General features: G+C 72.6%; 17 protein-coding genes. 10 read left to right on the top strand and 7 right to left on the bottom strand.

Features of this window, described 5'->3' with window-relative positions:
• Positions 1-77: 77 nt before the first annotated feature.
• Positions 78-1,535 carry an FAD-binding oxidoreductase gene (locus tag ACX25U_RS22700; RefSeq protein ID WP_454382677.1) on the bottom strand — a complete coding sequence of 486 codons (1,458 nt, stop codon included), beginning with the start codon at positions 1,533-1,535 and terminating at the stop codon, positions 78-80.
• Between the two features lie 92 nt (positions 1,536-1,627).
• On the opposite strand from ACX25U_RS22700, the gene ACX25U_RS22695 reads away from it, so the two are divergent.
• The gene (locus ACX25U_RS22695) at positions 1,628-3,091 is read left to right on the top strand and encodes a tetratricopeptide repeat protein (RefSeq protein ID WP_454382676.1); all 1,464 of its coding nucleotides are present in this window, start codon (positions 1,628-1,630) and stop codon (positions 3,089-3,091) included.
• A 67-nt stretch (positions 3,092-3,158) separates the two neighbouring features.
• On the opposite strand, the gene hppD is transcribed toward ACX25U_RS22695, so the two are convergent.
• Positions 3,159-4,307 (bottom strand): 4-hydroxyphenylpyruvate dioxygenase, encoded by a 1,149-nt coding sequence (hppD, locus tag ACX25U_RS22690; protein ID WP_454382675.1) that lies wholly within the window; start codon positions 4,305-4,307, stop codon positions 3,159-3,161.
• Between the two features lie 126 nt (positions 4,308-4,433).
• On the opposite strand from hppD, the gene ACX25U_RS22685 reads away from it, so the two are divergent.
• From ACX25U_RS22685 to ACX25U_RS22675, 3 genes are read left to right on the top strand one after another with little or no spacing between them, the layout of a single operon-like run.
• Positions 4,434-4,901 carry an Lrp/AsnC family transcriptional regulator gene (locus tag ACX25U_RS22685; protein WP_454382674.1) on the top strand — a complete coding sequence of 156 codons (468 nt, stop codon included), beginning with the start codon at positions 4,434-4,436 and terminating at the stop codon, positions 4,899-4,901.
• A 57-nt stretch (positions 4,902-4,958) separates the two neighbouring features.
• Positions 4,959-5,543, top strand: coding sequence for an ArsR/SmtB family transcription factor (locus ACX25U_RS22680; protein ID WP_454382673.1), 585 nt, complete (start codon positions 4,959-4,961; stop codon positions 5,541-5,543).
• 11 nt (positions 5,544-5,554) lie between these two features.
• Entirely contained in the window at positions 5,555-5,740 is a 186-nt protein-coding gene (locus ACX25U_RS22675; protein ID WP_454382671.1) for a hypothetical protein, read from the top strand.
• Between the two features lie 4 nt (positions 5,741-5,744).
• Here ACX25U_RS22675 and ACX25U_RS22670 read toward each other — a convergent pair whose 3' ends face one another.
• The 4 genes from ACX25U_RS22670 to ACX25U_RS22655 form a co-directional block, all read right to left on the bottom strand.
• A complete protein-coding gene (locus ACX25U_RS22670) occupies positions 5,745-6,536 on the bottom strand; it encodes a S16 family serine protease (RefSeq protein ID WP_454382670.1) in 792 nt (263 codons plus the stop codon).
• Between the two features lie 148 nt (positions 6,537-6,684).
• Complete coding sequence (locus ACX25U_RS22665; protein WP_454382668.1) at positions 6,685-7,374, bottom strand: SDR family NAD(P)-dependent oxidoreductase; 690 nt, start codon at positions 7,372-7,374, stop codon at positions 6,685-6,687.
• Positions 7,371-7,826 (bottom strand): VOC family protein, encoded by a 456-nt coding sequence (locus tag ACX25U_RS22660; RefSeq protein WP_454382666.1) that lies wholly within the window; start codon positions 7,824-7,826, stop codon positions 7,371-7,373. The genes ACX25U_RS22665 and ACX25U_RS22660 overlap by 4 nt, the downstream gene beginning before the upstream one ends.
• The gene (locus ACX25U_RS22655) at positions 7,823-9,556 is read right to left on the bottom strand and encodes an FAD-dependent oxidoreductase (protein WP_454382665.1); all 1,734 of its coding nucleotides are present in this window, start codon (positions 9,554-9,556) and stop codon (positions 7,823-7,825) included. The genes ACX25U_RS22660 and ACX25U_RS22655 overlap by 4 nt, the downstream gene beginning before the upstream one ends.
• A gap of 156 nt (positions 9,557-9,712) precedes the next feature.
• Here ACX25U_RS22655 and ACX25U_RS22650 point away from each other — a divergent pair, with 156 nt between their 5' ends.
• From ACX25U_RS22650 to ACX25U_RS22625, 6 genes are all read left to right on the top strand, one after another.
• Positions 9,713-10,609 (top strand): LysR family transcriptional regulator, encoded by an 897-nt coding sequence (locus ACX25U_RS22650; RefSeq protein ID WP_454382664.1) that lies wholly within the window; start codon positions 9,713-9,715, stop codon positions 10,607-10,609.
• Positions 10,610-10,764: 155 nt separating this feature from the next.
• On the top strand, positions 10,765-12,150 hold the full coding sequence (locus tag ACX25U_RS22645; RefSeq protein ID WP_454382663.1) for an MFS transporter: 1,386 nt from the start codon (positions 10,765-10,767) through the stop codon (positions 12,148-12,150).
• Positions 12,150-13,253, top strand: a complete 1,104-nt coding sequence (locus tag ACX25U_RS22640; protein WP_454382662.1) for a Gfo/Idh/MocA family protein — start codon at positions 12,150-12,152, stop codon at positions 13,251-13,253. The genes ACX25U_RS22645 and ACX25U_RS22640 overlap by 1 nt, the downstream gene beginning before the upstream one ends.
• Positions 13,226-14,077: a hypothetical protein gene (locus ACX25U_RS22635; RefSeq protein ID WP_454382661.1), complete on the top strand. Its 852-nt coding sequence runs from the start codon at positions 13,226-13,228 to the stop codon at positions 14,075-14,077. Before ACX25U_RS22640 ends, ACX25U_RS22635 begins: the two co-directional genes overlap by 28 nt.
• On the top strand, positions 14,070-14,945 hold the full coding sequence (locus ACX25U_RS22630) for a shikimate dehydrogenase (protein ID WP_454382660.1): 876 nt from the start codon (positions 14,070-14,072) through the stop codon (positions 14,943-14,945). Before ACX25U_RS22635 ends, ACX25U_RS22630 begins: the two co-directional genes overlap by 8 nt.
• Positions 14,938-16,659, top strand: a complete 1,722-nt coding sequence (locus ACX25U_RS22625) for an FAD-binding protein (RefSeq protein ID WP_454382659.1) — start codon at positions 14,938-14,940, stop codon at positions 16,657-16,659. Before ACX25U_RS22630 ends, ACX25U_RS22625 begins: the two co-directional genes overlap by 8 nt.
• Positions 16,660-17,118: 459 nt before the next feature.
• On the opposite strand, the gene ACX25U_RS22620 is transcribed toward ACX25U_RS22625, so the two are convergent.
• Entirely contained in the window at positions 17,119-17,760 is a 642-nt protein-coding gene (locus tag ACX25U_RS22620) for an IclR family transcriptional regulator (protein WP_454382658.1), read from the bottom strand.
• Positions 17,761-18,032 lie beyond the last annotated feature (272 nt).

Below are 18,032 nucleotides of genomic sequence, written 5' to 3'. Positions count from 1 at the left end.
CGGGGCACCCGCCACCGCCAGTCCGGCCGGACCCACTCCTTTCCGGGCAACCTCGTACATGTACTTCACAGTCGCGATCAGAACAGTTTGCCGGGGTTGAGGATGCCCAGCGGATCGAAGGCCTGTTTGATCGCCCGCTGCATCTCGACCCCCACCGGGCCGATCTCCCGCGCCAGCCACTCCTTCTTCAGCACGCCCACACCGTGCTCTCCCGTGATCGTGCCGCCGAGTTGGAGGCCGAGGGCCATGATCTCGTCGAAGGACTCACGGGCGCGCCGCGACTCGTCGGGGTCGTGGGCGTCGAAGCAGACGGTCGGGTGCGTGTTGCCGTCACCGGCGTGTGCGCAGACCCCGATGGTGAGCTGATACTTCTCGGCGATCCGTTCGATGCCCTCGAGCATCTCGCCGAGCCGGGACCGCGGCACGCACACGTCGTCGATCATCGTCGTGCCCTTGACGGCCTCCAGCGCGGTCAGCGACAGCCGCCGCGCCTGCAGCAGCATCTCGGACTCGGCGGCGTCGTCGGCGGGCACGACCTGGGTGGCGCCGGCCGCCTCGCACAGCGCGCCGACCGCGGCGAGGTCGGCGGCCGGGTCCGGGGTGTCGAAGGCGGCCAGCAGCAGCGCCTCGGTGGTCTCCGGCAGCCCCATGTGCGCGAAGTCGTTGACGGCCTTGACCGTCGTACGGTCCATGAGCTCCAGCAGCGACGGCACGTGTCCGCCCGCCCGTCGCCCACCACCACCCTTCTGCGGAAGCGCTTCGCGCCCTTCTGTTTTCATGATCCGGCACACCGCGTCGCAGGCCGCGGCCGCGGAGGCGAACTCGGCGGCCAGCACCAGCTGCTGCGGCGGCTGCGGCTTGAGCGCCAGGACGGCTCGTACGACGATGCCGAGCGAGCCCTCGGAGCCGACGAACAGGCGGGTCAGGTCGTACCCGGCGACGCCCTTGGCGGTACGGCGGCCGGTGGACATCAGCCGCCCGTCGGCCAGCACCACGTCCAGGCCGAGCACGTACTCCGCGGTGACCCCGTACTTCACGCAGCACAGGCCGCCGGAGGCGGTGCCGATGTTGCCGCCGATGGTGCACATCTCCCAGCTGGAGGGGTCCGGCGGGTAGTACAGGCCGTGCTCGTTCACCGCGCGGGACAGCGTGGCGTTGACGACGCCCGGCTCGACGACCGCGATCCGGTCGACCGGGTTGATCTCCAGGATGCGGTCCATCCTGGTCAGGGACAGCACGATGCAGCCCTCGGAGGCGTTGGCCGCGCCGGACAGACCGGTGCGGGCGCCCTGCGGGACCACGGGGACACGCAACTCGGTGGCGATGCGCATGACATGCTGCACCTCTTCCACCGTGCGCGGCAGGACGACGACGGCCGGGGCTCCGGACGGGCAGAAGCTCGCCATGTCGTTGGCGTAGGAGGCCGTGACGTCGGGATCGATGAGGACCGCCTCGGCCGGCAGGCCCGCGAGGAGCCGGTCGGTGAGGTTGCCCTGGGCTTCGTCGGGGGCGGCTTGAATACGGCTCATGATCACAGCGTCGCACTCGCGGCCATCGGTGTGAACCCGTCGGCCGCACCTCTCCGCCTCCCGGGTGGCGATAGTCGTATGGACGCACAGTGTGCGCCATGGAGAACCCACTGCAGAGCCCGGCCACGTCGCTGACGACCGGGCCGCGGCGCCGCCCCCGTCTGCTGAGCCGGGTGCTCCTCACGCTGCTCGTGGCGGCCGGCGTGCTCGGCGCGGTGCTGCTGACGCCGCCGGCCGAGCGGCCCGTGGTGAAGGCGCCCGCGCCGGCGCCCGGTCCGGCGCCCGGGGCGGCGGCGCTGACCGCGGTGGGTGCCGGGGCGCCGGCTTCGCTGCCCGGCCTGGCGGCGCTGATCGCCGAGCGGGAGCGGCACCTGCGGGCGCAGCCTCGGGACGCGCGGGCGTGGGCGGTGCTCGGGGCCGCCTACGTCGAACAGGGGCGGCGCACGGCCGACGCGGCGAACTATCCGAAGGCCGAGGACGCGCTGCGCACCTCGCTGCGGCTGCGCCCGAGGAGCAACGCCCGGGCACTGGACGGGCTGGCGGCGCTGGCGAACGAGCGGCGGGACTTCCCCGCGGCCCGTTCCTGGGGCGAGGAGGCGCTGCGGCTGGAGCCCGAGCGGTGGACGACGTATCCGCTGCTGATCGACGCCTGCACCGGGCTCGGCGACCACAAGGCCGCGCAGGACACCCTGGACAAGCTGCTGCGCCTGCACCACTCCCCCGCCGTGCAGGCCAAGGCGGCGGCCGTCTACTGGGACCTGGGCCGGCGCGAGGACGCGGCGGCCCAGCTGTCGGACGCGGTGGCCTCGGCGACCTCGCCCGTCGAGCAGGCCGCGTATCTGGAGCAGGCCGGCCGGATCGCGTTCGAGCGCGGGGACCGCGAGGACGCGCTGCGGTACTTCGACGCGGCCCTGCGGCTCGACCCCGACCAGCGGGCGGCGATGGCCGGCCGGGGACGGGTGCTGGCCGCGTTGGGCCGGACGACGGAGGCGCTGACGGCGTACCAGCGGGCCCTGGCCAAGCAGTCGGACCCCGAACACGCCCTGGAGCTGGGCGAGTTGTACCAGTCGCTGGGGATGGAGCGGGAGGCCGGGGCGCAGTACGACCTGCTGCGGGCGCGGGTCCGGCGCAACGCGGCGGCCGGGGTCGACGACGAGCTGGTGCTGGGGCGGTTCGAGGCGGACCACGGCGACGCGGAGTCCGCGGTGCGGCGGCTGCGCGCCGAGTGGCGGCGGCAGCCCGGGACGGCGGTGGCCGACGCCCTGGCGTGGGCGCTGCACCGGGCCGGGCGGGAGGAGGAGGCGCTGAAGTTCGCCATGGAGGCCACGGAGACGGCCGAGGGCGGCGGGGTGCGCAACGCGCTGTACGTCCACCACCGGGGAATGATCGAGCAGAGCTTGGGGCTGCCCGGACCGGCCCGGCGGCACCTGGAGAAGGCGCTGCGGACCAACCCCTACTTCTCTCCGCTGGCCGCGCCTCGGGCGCGGGCAGCGCTGGCGGCGCTGGGCGAGTTGCCGGTGACGGAGGCGCCGGAGGGCGTCACCGGGCGGCAGCGCCGGTGAGCCCGCGAGGCGACGGGGGTCCGCCCGCCGTGCGGTGGCACGGCGGGCGGTACGGCGCTGCGGGGGCTCACAGGTTGCCGCGGCGCTCCTGCTCGCGCTCGATCGCCTCGAACAGGGCCTTGAAGTTGCCCTTGCCGAAGCCCATCGAGCCGTGCCGCTCGATGAGTTCGAAGAAGACGGTCGGGCGGTCCTGGACCGGCTTGGTGAAGATCTGCAGCAGGTAGCCGTCCTCGTCGCGGTCGGCGAGGATCTTCAGCTCGCGCAGGGTCTCGACGGGCACGCGGGTGTCGCCGACCCACTCGCCGAGGGTGTCGTAGTACGTGTCGGGGGTGTCGAGGAACTCGACACCGGCCGCCCGCATCTGGCGGACCGTCTGCACGATGTCGTTGGTGTTCAGCGCGATGTGCTGGACGCCGGCGCCGCCGTAGAACTCCAGGTACTCGTCGATCTGGGACTTCTTCTTGGCGAGGGCGGGCTCGTTGATCGGGAACTTGACCTTGAGCGTGCCGTCGGCCACGACCTTCGACATCAGCGCGCTGTACTCGGTGGCGATGTCGTCGCCCACGAACTCCTTCATGTTCGTGAAGCCCATGACCTTGTTGTAGAACTCCACCCACTCGTTCATCCGGCCGAGTTCGACGTTGCCGACGCAGTGGTCGACGGCCTGGAACACGCGCTGGGCGGGCGGCTCGACGATGGGCTTGGCGGCGACGTGGCCGGGCAGGTACGGGCCGTCGTAGCCGGTCCGCTCGACCAGGGTGTGGCGGGTCTCGCCGTAGGTGGCGATCGCGGCGAGGACGACGGTGCCGTGCTCGTCCTTCGTCTCGTACGGCTCTGCCACCGAGCGGGCGCCGTGCTCGACGGCGTAGGCGTACGCGGCGCGCGCGTCCGGTACCTCGATGGCGAGGTCGACGACGCCGTCGCCGTGCTCGGCCACGTGCTGGGCGAGGAAGTGGCCCCAGGGGGTGGCAGGCTTGATCACCGAGGTGAACACGAACCGGGCGGATCCGCTCTCCAGGACGTAGCTCGCGGTCTCGCGGCTGCCGTTCTCCGGTCCGGAGTAGGCGACCAGCTTCATGCCGAAGGCGGTGGAGTAGTAGTGCGCCGCCTGCTTGGCGTTGCCCACGGCGAAGACGACCGCGTCCATTCCCTTGACCGGGAAGGGGTCGGCCTGCCGGGCGGTCGCGTCGGGAGTGTGGTGTGTGGTCTGCGTCATGGCGGAAGGGTCACCTGGTCCCGCAAGGTGCGCAATAGTTCGCGCATTCACTGGGCAATATGACCAGTGGAAGCGGCGAACCTGCGGGCTTTCTGTACAGGATGACCACCCCGGGAGGCGGGACGCGTGGCGATCGATCATCTGGACGGCCGCATCATCGTGCTGCTGGCGCGTGAGCCGCGTATCGGCGTGCTGGAGATGTCCCGGCGGCTGGGGGTGGCGCGCGGCACCGTGCAGGCGCGGCTGGACCGCCTGCAGTCGAGCGGGGTGATCCGCGGCTTCGGCCCCGAGGTGGACCCGGCGGCGCTCGGCTACCCGGTGACGGCGTTCGCGACGCTGCAGATCCGGCAGGGGCAGGGCGCGGACGTACGGGCCCATCTGACGACCGTGCCGGAGGTGCTGGAACTGCACACCACCACCGGCTCGGGCGACATGCTGTGCCGGCTGGTCGCCCGCTCGAACGCCGATCTGCAGCGGGTGATCGACCGGGTGGTGGGCTTCGAGGGAATCGTGCGCGCCTCGACGGCGATCGTGATGGAGAACCCGGTGCCGCTGCGGGTCATCCCGCTGGTGGAGCAGGCCGCGGAGGAGTGAGGGTGAGTTCCAAAGGACCCGTTGCAAAGCTTCCTTTGCAACGTTATCTTTGTATGCATGAACGAGCCCTGGGCCCAGCCGGTCCGCCCTCTCGACGCCCGCTCACTGCGGGGTCTCGCCCATCCCCTGCGCATGCGGCTGCTCACCGCGCTGCGGCACGGCGGACCGGCCACCGCCTCCCAACTGGCCGCGAAACTGGGCGAGTCCAGCGGCGCCACCAGTTACCACCTGCGTCAGCTCGCCGCGCACGGGTTCGTCGAGGACGCGCCCGAGCACGGCAAGGGACGGGAGCGCTGGTGGCGGGCGGCCCACGGGGGCGTGAGCTTCGACGAGACGCTGCTGAAGGACCCCGACCCCGAAGTCCGCGGCGCCGCGGACCTGTTCCTGCACGAGCTCGCGAACCAGCGCACCCAGGAGCTGGCGACCTGGCTCGGCACCAGGAACGACTGGTCCGAGGCCTGGCGCCGCGCCTCGGACATGAGCGACTGGACACTGCGCCTGACGCCCGCGCTCGCCCTCGACCTCATCGAGAAGATGCACGAACTCGTCGAGGGCTACCGGGCCCTGGCCCCCGAGGACGGCACCCCGGACACCGAGACGGTGCGCGTCCACACGCACGTCTTCCCCACCCGCACGGACTGAGAGGCCGACCCATGCACGCCGAGACCCACCTCGCCCTGCACCGCGCCCGCGCCGCCGAACTCCAGGCCGAGGCCGTCGCGTACCGGCTGGTCACCCTGGCCAAACGCCCGGGCGCCCTTCGCACCCAGCTGGGCTGGACCCTCGTAGGGGTCGGCCTGCGCCTGGCCGCCGCTCCCAGGACGGCCCCCGCCGTCTAGCCTTTCAGCAGCTCGGGACCGAGCCCTTCCCCTTCTCCAGGGCCACCAGGGCGCTCACCGCGCCCTTCAGGGTGGTCACCGGGACCAGGCGCAGCCCCTTCGGCAGCTCGGACCCGGCGTCGGCGCACTCGGCCTTGGGGACCAGGAAGACCGTGGCGCCGTCCCGGCGGGCGGCCTGGGTCTTGAGGGCCACGCCGCCGACCGCGCCGACCTTGCCGTCGGCGGTGATGGTTCCCGTGCCGGCGATCGTACGGCCGCCCGTGAGGTCGCCGCCGCTGCCGTCGCCGTCGAGCTTGTCGACGATGCCGAGGGAGAACAGCAGGCCCGCGCTGGGACCGCCGACGTCGGCGAGCTTCAGCGTCACCTCGACGTTCCTGTCGTCGACGCCGAGGTACTTCAGGGCCGCCCGGGTGGCCGCGTCCTGGGACTGCCGCATCTGCTCGGCGTTGTGCCGCTCGATCTCCTTGACGCTGTTGCCGTTCGGGTAGACCGCGTCGCGCGGCATGACCGCCCGGTCGGTGGCGAACCAGCCGTCGATCACGTCCCCCAGCGTGACGTTCGCGTCCGGGCCGGTCGCCTCGATGGTCGTCATCCGCAGCTGCCCGCTCGTCCTGCGGGTGGGGGCGCCGGAGACGGTGATGACCTGGGTGCCCTTGTTCTCGCCGAGCACGTTCGCCGTCATGCCCGGCTGCGCCACCGAGAACGGCAGCGGCGCGAGCACCGCGGTGGCGACCAGAGCCACGACGGGCAGCGCACAGACGGCGAGGGCCTGGGGACGTGAGAGGCGAGAGAGCACGGGATCAATCTAACGCGCCGACGACATCCGGCCATGCGGCGGTGCTCCCCCGCCGGCCGTGGTCGCCTCGGCCCCACCACGCGTGCGCTCCCCGCGCCCGGGCCCGGCACGACGACGTCCGCGGGCACGTCGTTCCCGGCGCGCGTCTTCAGTACGTCGCCCGGCCGCCACTGGCGTCGTAGACCGCGCCGGTGGAGAAGCTGACCTGCTCCGAGCAGAGCCATCCGATCAGCTCGGCGATCTCCTCGGCCCGGCCGAAGCGGCCCATCGGGGTCAGGGCCTGGGAGCGGGCGAGCACCGCGGGGTCGGTGTGCGCGTTCATCGGGGTACTGACGGCCGCGGGCGCGACGGCGTTGACCAGCACTCCGGTCGTGGCGAGCTCCTTGCCCAGGGACTTCGTGAGCGCGACGACGGCGGCCTTCGACGCCGAGTAGGCGCTCTGGGTGGGGTTGCCGTCCTTGGCCGCGATGCTCGCCAGGGTGACGATCCGGCCCCAGCCCGCGTCCACCATCGCCGGTACGACGGCGCGGCACATCAGGAAGGTGCCGCCGACGTTGACCCTGAAGGTGTTGTGCCACTCGTCGAGGTCGAGTTCGGCGAGGGGGCGGGAGGGCCCCACGATGCCCGCGCAGTGCACGAGGATCCCCACCGGGCCCAGCCGGTCGACGAGCGCGGCGACGGCCTCGGGGTCGGTGACGTCGAGTTTTTCGTCCGCGCCCGGAGCGAGGTCGGCGGTGACGACCCGTACGCCGTCGCCGCGCAGCTTCGCCGCGGTCGCGGCGCCGATCCCGCTTGCTCCACCGGTGACCAGGGCGAGAACGCCCTCGGGGTAGCTCATGCGACTCCTTCGTGGTTGAGCGTCTCGATCAGGAATCCGAGGAACGGGACGGAGTCGTAGTAGGCGTAGCGGACGCCGCCGCCCCGCATGGACTCCCCCTCCTGGTAGGTCTCGACGCCTCGGGCGTGCAGGTCTTCGCGCACCGCCGCGTGGTCACCGATCGCGAACCGGACGTGGTGCAGGCCCTCGCCGCGCTCGTCGAGGAAGTCCTGCCAGATGTTGCCGGCGGTCCGGGGGGCGAGGAACTCGAGCTCGATGCCGTGCAGGTCGTAGAGCATCACCCCGACCGTGGCGTCGATCTCCCGGCCCCGGTAGGTGGTGCGGCGGTAGGTGTTCTCGGTGCGGGTGTGGGGTTCGAGGCCGAACACCCGGCGCATGCCGTCGGCGGCGGCGTCGAGGTCGCGGACGACGACGCCGATCTGGTCGGGCCGCCCCAGCGGCTGGGCGCTCATACGGCCGCTCCGAGTTCGGCGTCCACGTCGGCGAGGTGGCGCGCGGCGATCCAGCCGAAGGTCATGGCGGGCCCGATGTTGATGCCGCCGGAGGGGTAGTGGCCGCCCATCACACTCGCCTGGTCGTTGCCGACGGCGTAGAGCCCGGGGATCGGTTCGTCCTGGTCGTCGAGGGCCCGGGCGTGCTCGTCGGTGGCCACCCCGGCGAAGGTGCCGAAGCTGCCGGGCACGATCCGCACGGCGTAGAACGGTCCCTTCTCCAGCGGGGCGAGCGAGGGGTTCGGCTTCGCCGCCCGGTCGCCTCCGTAGCGGTTGAACGGTGTCGAACCGCGGTTGAAGGCGGGGTCCTCGCCGCGGCGGGCGGCGGCGTTGAACTCCTCGACGGTCGCGGCGAGCCCGGCCGGATCGATGCCGCAGGCGTGGGCGAGTTCCTCGATCGTGCGGCCGCGGCGGAGGTAGCCGCTGCGCAGGTAGGGGAAGAGGGGGACCGGGCGGGGCTTGGCCATGCCCAGCGGATAGCGGCGCACGAACCGGGCGTCGGCGATCTGCCAGGCCTCGACCGGCTCGCCGTCCGGGGTCGCCGCGATCATCGCCGCCACGTAGTCGTGGTAACCGTTGGCCTCGTTGACGAACCGGCGCCCGTCGCGCAGTACGCCGATGCTGCCGGGCTTGGCGCGGTCCATGATGTGCGGGAACACGCCGGTGCGGCCGTTCCGGTAGGGCACCAGGGAGACCGGGCACCAGGCGGCCGGGGAGGCGAGGTCGGTGCGCAGGGCGGCCCCGGCCGACCGGGCCAGGGTGATGCCCGCACCGTCGGCCTCCTTCGGGGCGAGGGTCCAGTGCCGCTCCCCGCGGGGGAACAGCTCGCGGCGCCGGGTCTCGTCGTGCGGGAAACCGCCCGCGGCGAGGACCACGCCCCGCGCCGCGGTGATCCGGAGCGGACCGTCCGCGGTGGCCGCCACCACGCCGGTGACCCGGCCGTTCTCGCGGATCAGGTCGGTGACGGGGGACGACACCCGCACGTCGACACCGGCGTCCAGGGCCGAGCGCAGCAGCCGTCCGACCAGCGCGGTGCCGTTGACCAACTGCATCCCCCGCCGCCTGGTGGCCAGGTCGAACAGGTGCCGGGTGACCCGGCGCGTGGCGTGCAGCAGCCCGCGGACGTCGCCGCGGGACGCGGCGAGGAAGCCGGCCAGGTCCGGCCCGGCCATGACCCCCATGCCGAGGAACGAGGTCTCGTACAGCTGGCGGCGCAGCAGGCGGGCCACGTCGTCGCCGAGCCGGCGGAGGTCGGCAGGGGCGGGCCCCACGGACCGGTGCCCGGTGCCGGCGCCGGGGAGATCGCCGTAGATGTCGCAGATCTTCGCGCCCGGCACGAAGGTCAGGGCGGTCTGCTCGTGGAAGAACCGCACCATCTCGGGAGCGGCGGCCAGGAACGCGTCGACCCGTGCCGGTTCGTAGTCCTCGCCGAGCGCGGCGCGCAGGTAGTCGCGGAACTCCTCGGTCTCCTCCCGGATCCCGTCGGCCCGCGCCAGGGGATTTCCCGGTGTCCACATCCAGCCTCCGGACCAGGCCGTCGCGCCACCGCAGACCTCGGCGCGTTCGAGGACCACGACCCGCAGGCCGTGGCGGGCGGCGGTCACCGCCGTGGCGAGTCCTCCCGCTCCGGAGCCGACGACGACCACGTCGCACTCCTGTGCCGGTGCGGTCAGGGTTGTTCGGGTGGTCACGACGCTGTTCCTTCCTGCGCCCCGGGAGCCGACTGTGTGCCGCACCGTCCGGAACTATGTAAGATCTCATCTAAAATCGGCGCATCACTGTGCTTCCGAGTGACTATATGCGGAACGTGGGGCAGCGCAAGCCCCGCGACCGGGGAGGTTTTGCTCATGGAGATCCGCTGGCTCGAGGCGTTCGTCGCCGTCGCCGAGGAGCTGCACTTCGGCCGTGCCGCCTCGCGACTGAGGCTGGCCCAGTCGCCGCTGAGCCAGACCATTCGCAGGCTGGAGAAGGAACTCGGGGTGAGGCTGTTCGACCGCAGCACGCGCAGCGTCGCGCTCACCCCGGCCGGGCACGCGTTCCTGCCGCACGCTCATCGCGTGTTCGAGGAGCTGGAGCTCGGGCGGCAGTCGACGCGGGCCAGCGCGGGGGAGGTGTACGGGGCGGTCTCCATCGGGTTCTCCGGCGCCCTCAACCACCTCACGCTGCCGCCGTTGACCAGGGCGGTCCGTCAGCGGTATCCCGAGGTCAAGCTGTCGCTGACGGGGCGGGTCATGACCCGGGACGGAGTCGAGCAGCTGGAGCAGGGCAGCCTGGACATGGCCTTCGTGGCTCTGCCCATCAACCCGTCCCCGGTGCGGACGCGGCTGATCGGCCGGGAGCCGCTGGGCGCGGCGCTGCCGATCGACCACCCACTGGCCGGGGAGTCCGCGGTCGACCTCGCCGACCTGGCGGAGGAAGGGTTCATCACCACGCCGGCCGCGGCCGGGTCTGCGCTGCAGGAACTGACGCTGCAGGCATGCGTCAAGGCCGGGTTCCGCCCACGTGTGGTCCAGGAGATCACCGACCCGTACATGATCCTGACCCTGGTGTCGGCCGGCGTGGGTGTCGCGCTGATGGCGTCCGACGTCGCCGGGATCATGCCCTCGGCCGCGGTGTTCGTGCCGCTGCGTGATGAGCCGACCTACATGGACCACGCCCTGGCATGGCTGGGGGACAACCCATCTCCCGTCCTGCGGGCCGTACTTGAGGTCGCCGAAGAGGTGCTGCCCACACCGGAGCTGTGATTATGTGTCTCGCGCACAAAGTTTAAGTGAAATCAAGTATTGGACGGGGCATATTCGGGCCTGCGACCCTCATCGACACCCACACCGGACCCTGCTCGAGCGCCACAGCCTGGGGCCGGATCTCCGTCGACGACGCCGGATCGAAAGGAGCGCCCGTGTCCACCACGGCATCGGCCCCTCACTCGGGCAGTACCACCTCCGGAACCCGCAACAACCCGAGGAAGGCCGCGATCTCGGGCTTCCTGGGAAGCACCCTCGAGTACTACGACTTCTTCATCTACGGCTCGGCCGCCGCCCTGGTGTTCGGCAAGATCTTCTTCCCCGACGCCGGGGCCACCGGTGCGCTGATGTCCATCGCCACCCTGGGCGTCGCCTACGTCGCCCGCCCGCTCGGCGCGGTCCTGTTCGGACACCTCGGCGACCGGCTCGGCCGCCGCAACACCCTGATGTTCACGCTGCTGCTGATGGGCGTCTCGACCTTCCTGATCGGCTGCCTGCCCACCTACGGGCAGATCGGCGTCGCCGCGCCGATCCTCCTGGTCGTGCTGCGGCTGCTCCAGGGCCTGTCCGCCGGCGGAGAGTCCCCCGGAGCGAGCTCACTGACCGTCGAGCACGCCCCCGACCGGCGCCGGGCGTTCTACACCAGCTTCACGATGAGCGGGATCATGTTCGGGATCGTCATCTCGAGCCTCGTGTTCATCCCGATCGCCTCCCTGCCCGACGACCAGCTGCTCAGCTGGGGCTGGCGGATCCCGTTCTGGCTGAGCATCGCGGTCACCGCGGTCGCCTACTTCCTGCGCCGCTCGCTGCACGAGCCCGAGGTCTTCGCCGAACTGCAGGAGAGCTCCGAGACCGCCAAGGCGCCCGTCGTCGAGCTGTTCCGCGACCACTGGGTGACCGTGCTGCGGATCGCGGTCTGTGCGGCCTTCGCCATGGTCAACACGATCGTCAACGTCTTCGCGCTCGCCTACGCCACCGAGGTCGCCGGCATCTCCAAGCCCACCATGCTGGCGGTCATCTCGATCGCCAACGGGGTCGCCGTCCTCACCCAGCCCGTCTACGGGATCATCGCCGACCGGATCGGACGCAAACCGGTCTTCGTCGTCGGCCTGATCGGTGTCGGTGTCATGGTGTTCGTGTTCTTCCACGCCATCGGCACCCAGAACGTCCCGTGGATCTACGCCTCGGCCATCCTGCTGATCGGCTTCTGCTACGCCGCGCCCAACGGCATCTACCCGGCCTACTTCCCCGAGCAGTTCCCGGCCCGGGTCCGCTACAGCGGCATGGCGATCGGACTGATGGTCGGCCTGCTCGCGGCGGGCTTCACCCCGCTGATCGCCACGGCCATCACCGCCGGTGACCAGGCGAACTGGACGCCGGTGGCGTGGATGTGCGCCGGCTTCGTCCTCGCCTCGGCGATCGCCGCGCTGACCGGCCCGGAAACCTTCCGCACCCCCACCGCCCAGCTCGGCGAGCGCCGGTCCACGGAGCCGGCCGCGACCGCGCCGAGCCATCGGGCCGACGTCCCCACGGCGCTGTGATGGGGCCGGTGCTGCGCGCGGGCGTGATCGGTTGCGGGAACGTCGCCGGCAACCACGCCGCCGCCTACCGCGACCTGCCCGGTGTCGAACTGGTGGCCTGCGGCGACGTCGACCCGGCCCGTGCCGCCCGGTTCGCCGGGCGGTACGGGGCCGCGGCGAGCGGCCCCGACGACATCTTCGAGCTCGGCCTGGACCTGGTCAGCGTCTGCACGCCGCACCCCGCGCACGAGGCCGTCGTCACCAGGGCCGCCGCGCACGGGGTACACGTGCTGTGCGAGAAACCGATCGCGACCGGACTCGACGCGGCCGCCCGCATGGTGGCCGCGTGCGAAGCGGCCGGAGTGACCCTCGGGGTGGCGTTCCAGCGGCGGTTCTGGCCCGCCGCCCGGCGGATCCGGACAGCGATCGACGACGGCACCCTGGGTGTCCCGATCCTCGGGCACACCTCGGTCCTGCTGCACCGCGACACGTCGTACTACACCGCCGACGCCTGGCGCGGGACCTGGGCGACCGACGGCGGCGGAGTCCTGATGACCCAGGCCATCCACAACATCGACCTGCTCCAGTGGTACATGGGCGGGGCCGTCGAGGTGAGCGCCGCACACGCCGCGTTCAAGCACGGCGACGCGATCGAGGTCGAGGACACCGCCGTCGCGACCGTACGGTTCGCCTCGGGCGGCCTGGCCACGCTCGCCGCGTCCACGGCGCTCACCCCCGGCCTGGGCACCCGCGTGCAGGTCTCCGGGCGCACCGGGGCGAGCGCGGGGCTCGCCGAGTACCCGGAGGGCAGCGAGGCACGGATCGACCTGTGGGCCGTCCCCGGCGCCGAGACGGCCGTGTCACCCTTCGGCTCCGGCCTGACCGCGGATCTTCCGCTGTCCCGGATCAACGGCGCCCTCGCACCCTTCCACGCGCTGCTGATCGCGGACTTCGCCGACGCCGTCCGGGAAGGCCGCGAACCCGCGGTCACCGGGCGTGAGGCCGCGAAGTCCCTCGCGATCCTCACCGCTCTGTACGCCTCGGCCGCTTCCGGCCGCCCCGAGCCTGTCCCCACCCTGAACCAGGAGACCACCGCATGCCCCCCATCGGGCTCGCCCACCTGACCCTGCTACGACTCAGCCCGCCGGAACTCGTCAGCACCGCGGCGGCGGCCGGTTACGACTTCGTCGGCATCCGGGTCAACGCGGTCACCGAGGGCGAGCGCCAGTACCCCATGGAGCCCGGCTCGCCGATGTCGCGCGAGACACTGACGCGCCTGGACGACACCGGCCTGCAGGTTCGCGACGTGGAGTTCCTGACCCTGGGCCCGGACACCGGCCCCGCCCACTGGCGGCCCGCCCTCGACGCCGGCGCCGCCCTCGGCGCCCGCACGATCAGCGTCGTCGGCACCGACCCGGACCGGCGGCGCCTGACCGACACCCTCGCCGCACTGACCGCCGACGCCGCGGCCGTCGGTATCCGGCCCACCCTCGAACCCATCAGCTACCAGCCGGTGCGCACCGTCACCGAGGCCGCCGCGATCGCCTCGGCCGCCGGCGCGGCCGTCCTCCTCGACGCCCTGCACATCCAGCGCGGCGGCAGCTCCATCGACGACGTCCGCGCCCTCGAGCCCCGGCTCGTCCCGTGCCTGCAGTTGTGCGACGGCCCACTGACCGCACCCGAACACCTCGACCTCCCCGCACAGCTTCCGCTCGGGATGAAGGCCGACGGCTCGGTCCTGCAGGTCGAGGCCCGCGTCCAGCGGCAGCTGATCGGCGAGGGCGAACTGCCGCTGACGGAGCTGATCGCCGCGGCCCCCGCCGGAACACCACTGAGCATCGAGGTGCCCCACGCCGCGCTGCAGTCCCGCCTCACCCCGCTCGAGTACGCGCGGCGCAACCTCCAGAGCCTGCGCGACGTCCTGGCCGCGGTGAACGCCCATGCCTGAGACGCTCACCCCGGCGCGTCACCGGGTCGCCCTGGTCGGCGCGGGCATCGGCGGATCGCTCTCGCCCGCCCTGCACGAGCGGGAAGCCGCCGCGCTCGGCCTCGACTACACCTACACCCTTCTCGACCTCGACCGTCTCCCACCCGGCTGGCGCCTGCGTCACGCCGTCCAGCGGGGCGTGACCGGCTTCAACATCACCCACCCGGTGAAGCAGGCCGTGCTCGGCCAGCTCGACGACCTCTCGCCCGACGCGCGCACCCTCGGCGCGGTCAACACCGTCTCCGTCACCGACGGCCGGCTCATCGGCCACAACACCGACCACAGCGGCTTCCTCGCGGGCCTGCGCCACGGTCTCCCCGACGCCCGGCTCGACCGGGTCGCCGTGGTCGGTGCGGGCGGAGCGGGCTCCGCCGTCGCCTACGCCCTCGCGGGCGCCGGAGCGGCCGTCGAGATCGCCGACGCCGATACCGAACGGGCCGCCGCCCTGGTCACCAGGCTGACCGCCGCGTTCCCGTCCGGCGAGATCACCAGCCTGCCCCCGGACCGGATACCCGCCGGGCTCACGCGTGCCGACGGAGTCGTCAACGCCACCCCGATCGGCATGACCGGCCACCCCGGCCTGCCCTTCGACACCAGCGCGCTCGCCCCCCGGCACTGGGTCGCCGACGTCGTCTACCGGCCCCTGGACACCTCGCTGCTGATCGCCGCCCGCGCCGCGGGCTGCCGGGTCCTGGACGGCGGCGCGATGCTCGTCGCCCAGGCCGCGATGACCCTCGCCGTGCTCACCGGCGCCACACCCGACCTCGATCGCATGCGAGAGCACCTGTCGGCTCTCACCACCCACAGGACGGAACGGATCCATGACTGACAACGACGGAACCTGGCAGCACGAGGTCGACCTCCTCGTCCTCGGGTCCGGCGCGGGCGGCATGGGCGCGGCGGTCGTCGGCGCCCAGGAGGGGCTGTCCGTGCTGGTGCTGGAGAAGACCGAGTGGCTCGGCGGCACCACCGCCTACTCCGCCGGTACCTGCTGGATCCCCGGACACCGGTACCAGGACGACCCCGCCGCGGACACCGCCGCCGCGAGCAGCTACCTCGACGACCTCGTCGGCGACCGCGCCCCCCGCGAGCTGCGCGAGGCCTACCTCGCACACGGCCCCGCCATGGTCGACTACCTGGACCGGATCGGTGTCGGGTTCTGGCACTCCAAGACCGTCGTCGACTACCACCCCGAGATCTCCGGGTCCGGCATCGGCCGCGCCCTCGAACCCCACACCTTCGACGGCCGCAAGCTCGGCAAGGCCCGCTTCGGCAGGATCCGCCGCCCGGTGCCGGAGTTCGCGCTCTTCCACGGCACGCTCATGGTCCGCCGCCCCGAGGTCAACCAGCTCCTGACCATCTTCGACGGCTCGGTGCGCGGCATGGCCGTCGCCGCGCGCCTCGGCGTCCGCTGGGCCGCGGACCGGCTCAACTATCCGCGCGGGACCCGGCTGGCCATGGGCAACGCGCTCGTCGCGAACCTGTACCACAAGCTCCTGCGGCGCTCCGGCGACGTGTGGTTCACCGCGCGCACCACCGAGCTCGTCACCGACCGCACCGGCCGCGTCGTGGGCGCGGTCGTCTCGCACCGCGGTCGCACGGTCCGGGTCGCCGCCCGCCGTGGCGTCGTCCTGGCCGCCGGCGGATTCTCCGCCAGCCCGGAGCTGCGCGCCCGGTACATGCCGCAGCCCACCCCGCAGTTCACCCGCGCCGGCGAGGGCGCCACCGGCGACACCCTCGCCCTCGCCCTCGCCGTCGGCGGCGCGCTCGGCGATCCCCAGGACGACAACGCCCTGTGGTTCCCCAGCTCCATCGGCCGCCGCCCGGACGGTTCCACCGCGGTCTTCCCGCACATCTGGGACCGGGCCAAGCCCGGCATCATCGCCGTCAACGCCGCCGGACGCCGGTTCGTCGACGAGTCGGTCTCCTACCACCGCTTCACCCGCGCGATGTACGACTCGCACAAGTCCGTGCCGACCGTCCCGGCCTGGCTCGTGATCGACTCCGCCAAGCTGACCGCGTACGGGCTCGGCATGGTCCGCCCGCACCTGCCCAAGGCCAGACTCAAGCGGTACATCGACGCCGGCTACCTGCACACCGGCCGCACGGTCCGGGAGCTCGCGGCCGCCATCGGTGTCGATGCCGACGGCCTCGAACGCACCGTGTCCGACAACAACCGCTTCGCCCGTACCGGCGTCGACGAGGAGTTCGGCAAGGGACGCAGTCCCTTCGGCCACCAGTACGGCGACCCCGCCCACACCCCGAACGTCAACCTCGGCCCGATCGAGAAGGCGCCCTTCTACGCGATCGCCGTCGTCCCCACCCCGCTGGCCACCGCGCTCGGTCTGCGGACCAACGCCGACGCCCAGGTCCTCGGCGAGGAAGGCGAGCCGGTCCCCGGGCTGTACGCCTGCGGCAACGACGCGCACTCGATCATGGCGTCGGAATACCCCGGGGCGGGCTGTCAGGTCGGCGCGGGTCTGACCTTCGGATACCTGGCCGCCCGCCACGCCGCCCGCGGCCAGGGCCGGGGCCGCGCTTGACGTACGGCTCCGACAACAGGGGGCGCCGGGCCGAGTCCGGCCAGGGCGCCCCCCGCGGGGCGGCCGTCGGTCGGCTGTCGGTCGGCCGTCGATTCGCGGTCTCGCGGGGCGGCCGTCGGTCGGCTGTTGGTCGGCCGTCGGTTCGCGGTTTCGCGGGGCGGCCGTCGGTCGGCTGTTGGTCGGCCGTCGGTTCGCGATCTCGCGGGGCGGCCGTCGGTCGGCTGTCGGTCGGCCGTCGATTCGCGGTCTCGCGGGGCGGCCGTCGGTCGGCTGTTGGTCGGCCGTCGATTCGCGGTCTCGCGGGGCGGCCGTCGGTCGGCTGCCGGTTCGCGATCTCGCGGAGCGAGCGCGGCGAGCACGGCGAGCAGCCCGGTTCGGCTGCGCCGGCCCCGATGAGTGGAGCGCTTCACCGTCGTGCGCCCGACGCCGGTCTCGGCGCCTGGCAGCACACAGCCCGGTTCAGCGCAGCGCTTCCGCCACCTCGCGGGCCGCGTCCACGACCCGCGGCCCCACCCGCTCCGGCACGGAGTCCGCCAGCATCACCACGCCCACACTCCCCTCGACCCCCGTCACCCCGAGCAGCGGCGCCGCCGCCCCGCAGGCGCCCGCCTCCAGTTCGCCGTGGGTCAGGGTGTAGCCGGGCTCGGCCGTCGGCTGCCGGCGGGCCGCGAGTATCGCCTTGCCCGCCGCGCCCCGCTCCAGGGAGTGCCGGAACCCGGCCCGGTAGGCCACGTGGTAGTCCGTCCAGGTCGGCTCGACCACGGCGACGGCCAGTGCCTCCGCGCCGTCCACCAGCGTGAGGTGCGCGGTCGCCCCGATGTCCTCGGCCAGCGACCGCAGCGCCGGCAGCGCGGCCTCCCGCACCAGCGGATGCACCTGGCGGCCCAGCCGCAGCACCCCGAGCCCGACACGGGCGCGGCCGCCCAGATCACGGCGTACCAGCGCGTGCTGTTCCAGGGTGGCGAGCAGTCGGTACACCACGGTCCGGTTGACGCCCAGTTTCTGGGACAGCTCGGTGACGGTCAGCCCGTGGTCCGTGTCGGCCAGCAGCTTGAGGACCCTGAGGCCGCGATCGAGCGTCTGAGAGGTCTCCGCGGTCACGACGCCCACTCCTTAAGTGCTGAGGTCGGCGGACCCCTTCGCGTCGGACGCGTCACCGAGTCCCGTCGGTGACGCGCGACAGAGGCCGCCGATCGGCCGACGGTCCGGGCCGTCCCGGACTGAAGTCGCTTCACGGCTGCGCTCCGCGGCGGCGCTGCCACGGGGCGTGTGCGTAGCGGGACATTAGCGAAGCCGGTTCGCTGAGCGGAAGCCTCCGTCCAGAATCCGGTCACCGACCGTTACGGATTACTCACGTTTATCCGGATACGCCC

It is taken from the genome of Streptomyces sp. JNUCC 63 (assembly GCF_054366325.1).
The sequence above is the reverse complement of the archived record's forward strand: the minus strand, read 5'-3'. Positions and strand labels throughout refer to the sequence as shown.

What these genes read in the sequence shown, in the direction of transcription:
- ACX25U_RS22695 (WP_454382676.1), top strand. Translation starts at nt 1,628, where the DNA reads ATGGAGAACCCACTGCAGAGCCCGGCCACGTCGCTGACGACCGGGCCG.
- hppD (WP_454382675.1), bottom strand. Translation starts at nt 4,307, where the DNA reads ATGACGCAGACCACACACCACACTCCCGACGCGACCGCCCGGCAGGCC.
- ACX25U_RS22680 (WP_454382673.1), top strand. Translation starts at nt 4,959, where the DNA reads ATGAACGAGCCCTGGGCCCAGCCGGTCCGCCCTCTCGACGCCCGCTCA.
- ACX25U_RS22675 (WP_454382671.1), top strand. Translation starts at nt 5,555, where the DNA reads ATGCACGCCGAGACCCACCTCGCCCTGCACCGCGCCCGCGCCGCCGAA.
- ACX25U_RS22665 (WP_454382668.1), bottom strand. Translation starts at nt 7,374, where the DNA reads ATGAGCTACCCCGAGGGCGTTCTCGCCCTGGTCACCGGTGGAGCAAGC.
- ACX25U_RS22660 (WP_454382666.1), bottom strand. Translation starts at nt 7,826, where the DNA reads ATGAGCGCCCAGCCGCTGGGGCGGCCCGACCAGATCGGCGTCGTCGTC.
- ACX25U_RS22650 (WP_454382664.1), top strand. Translation starts at nt 9,713, where the DNA reads ATGGAGATCCGCTGGCTCGAGGCGTTCGTCGCCGTCGCCGAGGAGCTG.
- ACX25U_RS22640 (WP_454382662.1), top strand. Translation starts at nt 12,150, where the DNA reads ATGGGGCCGGTGCTGCGCGCGGGCGTGATCGGTTGCGGGAACGTCGCC.
- ACX25U_RS22635 (WP_454382661.1), top strand. Translation starts at nt 13,226, where the DNA reads ATGCCCCCCATCGGGCTCGCCCACCTGACCCTGCTACGACTCAGCCCG.
- ACX25U_RS22630 (WP_454382660.1), top strand. Translation starts at nt 14,070, where the DNA reads ATGCCTGAGACGCTCACCCCGGCGCGTCACCGGGTCGCCCTGGTCGGC.
- ACX25U_RS22625 (WP_454382659.1), top strand. Translation starts at nt 14,938, where the DNA reads ATGACTGACAACGACGGAACCTGGCAGCACGAGGTCGACCTCCTCGTC.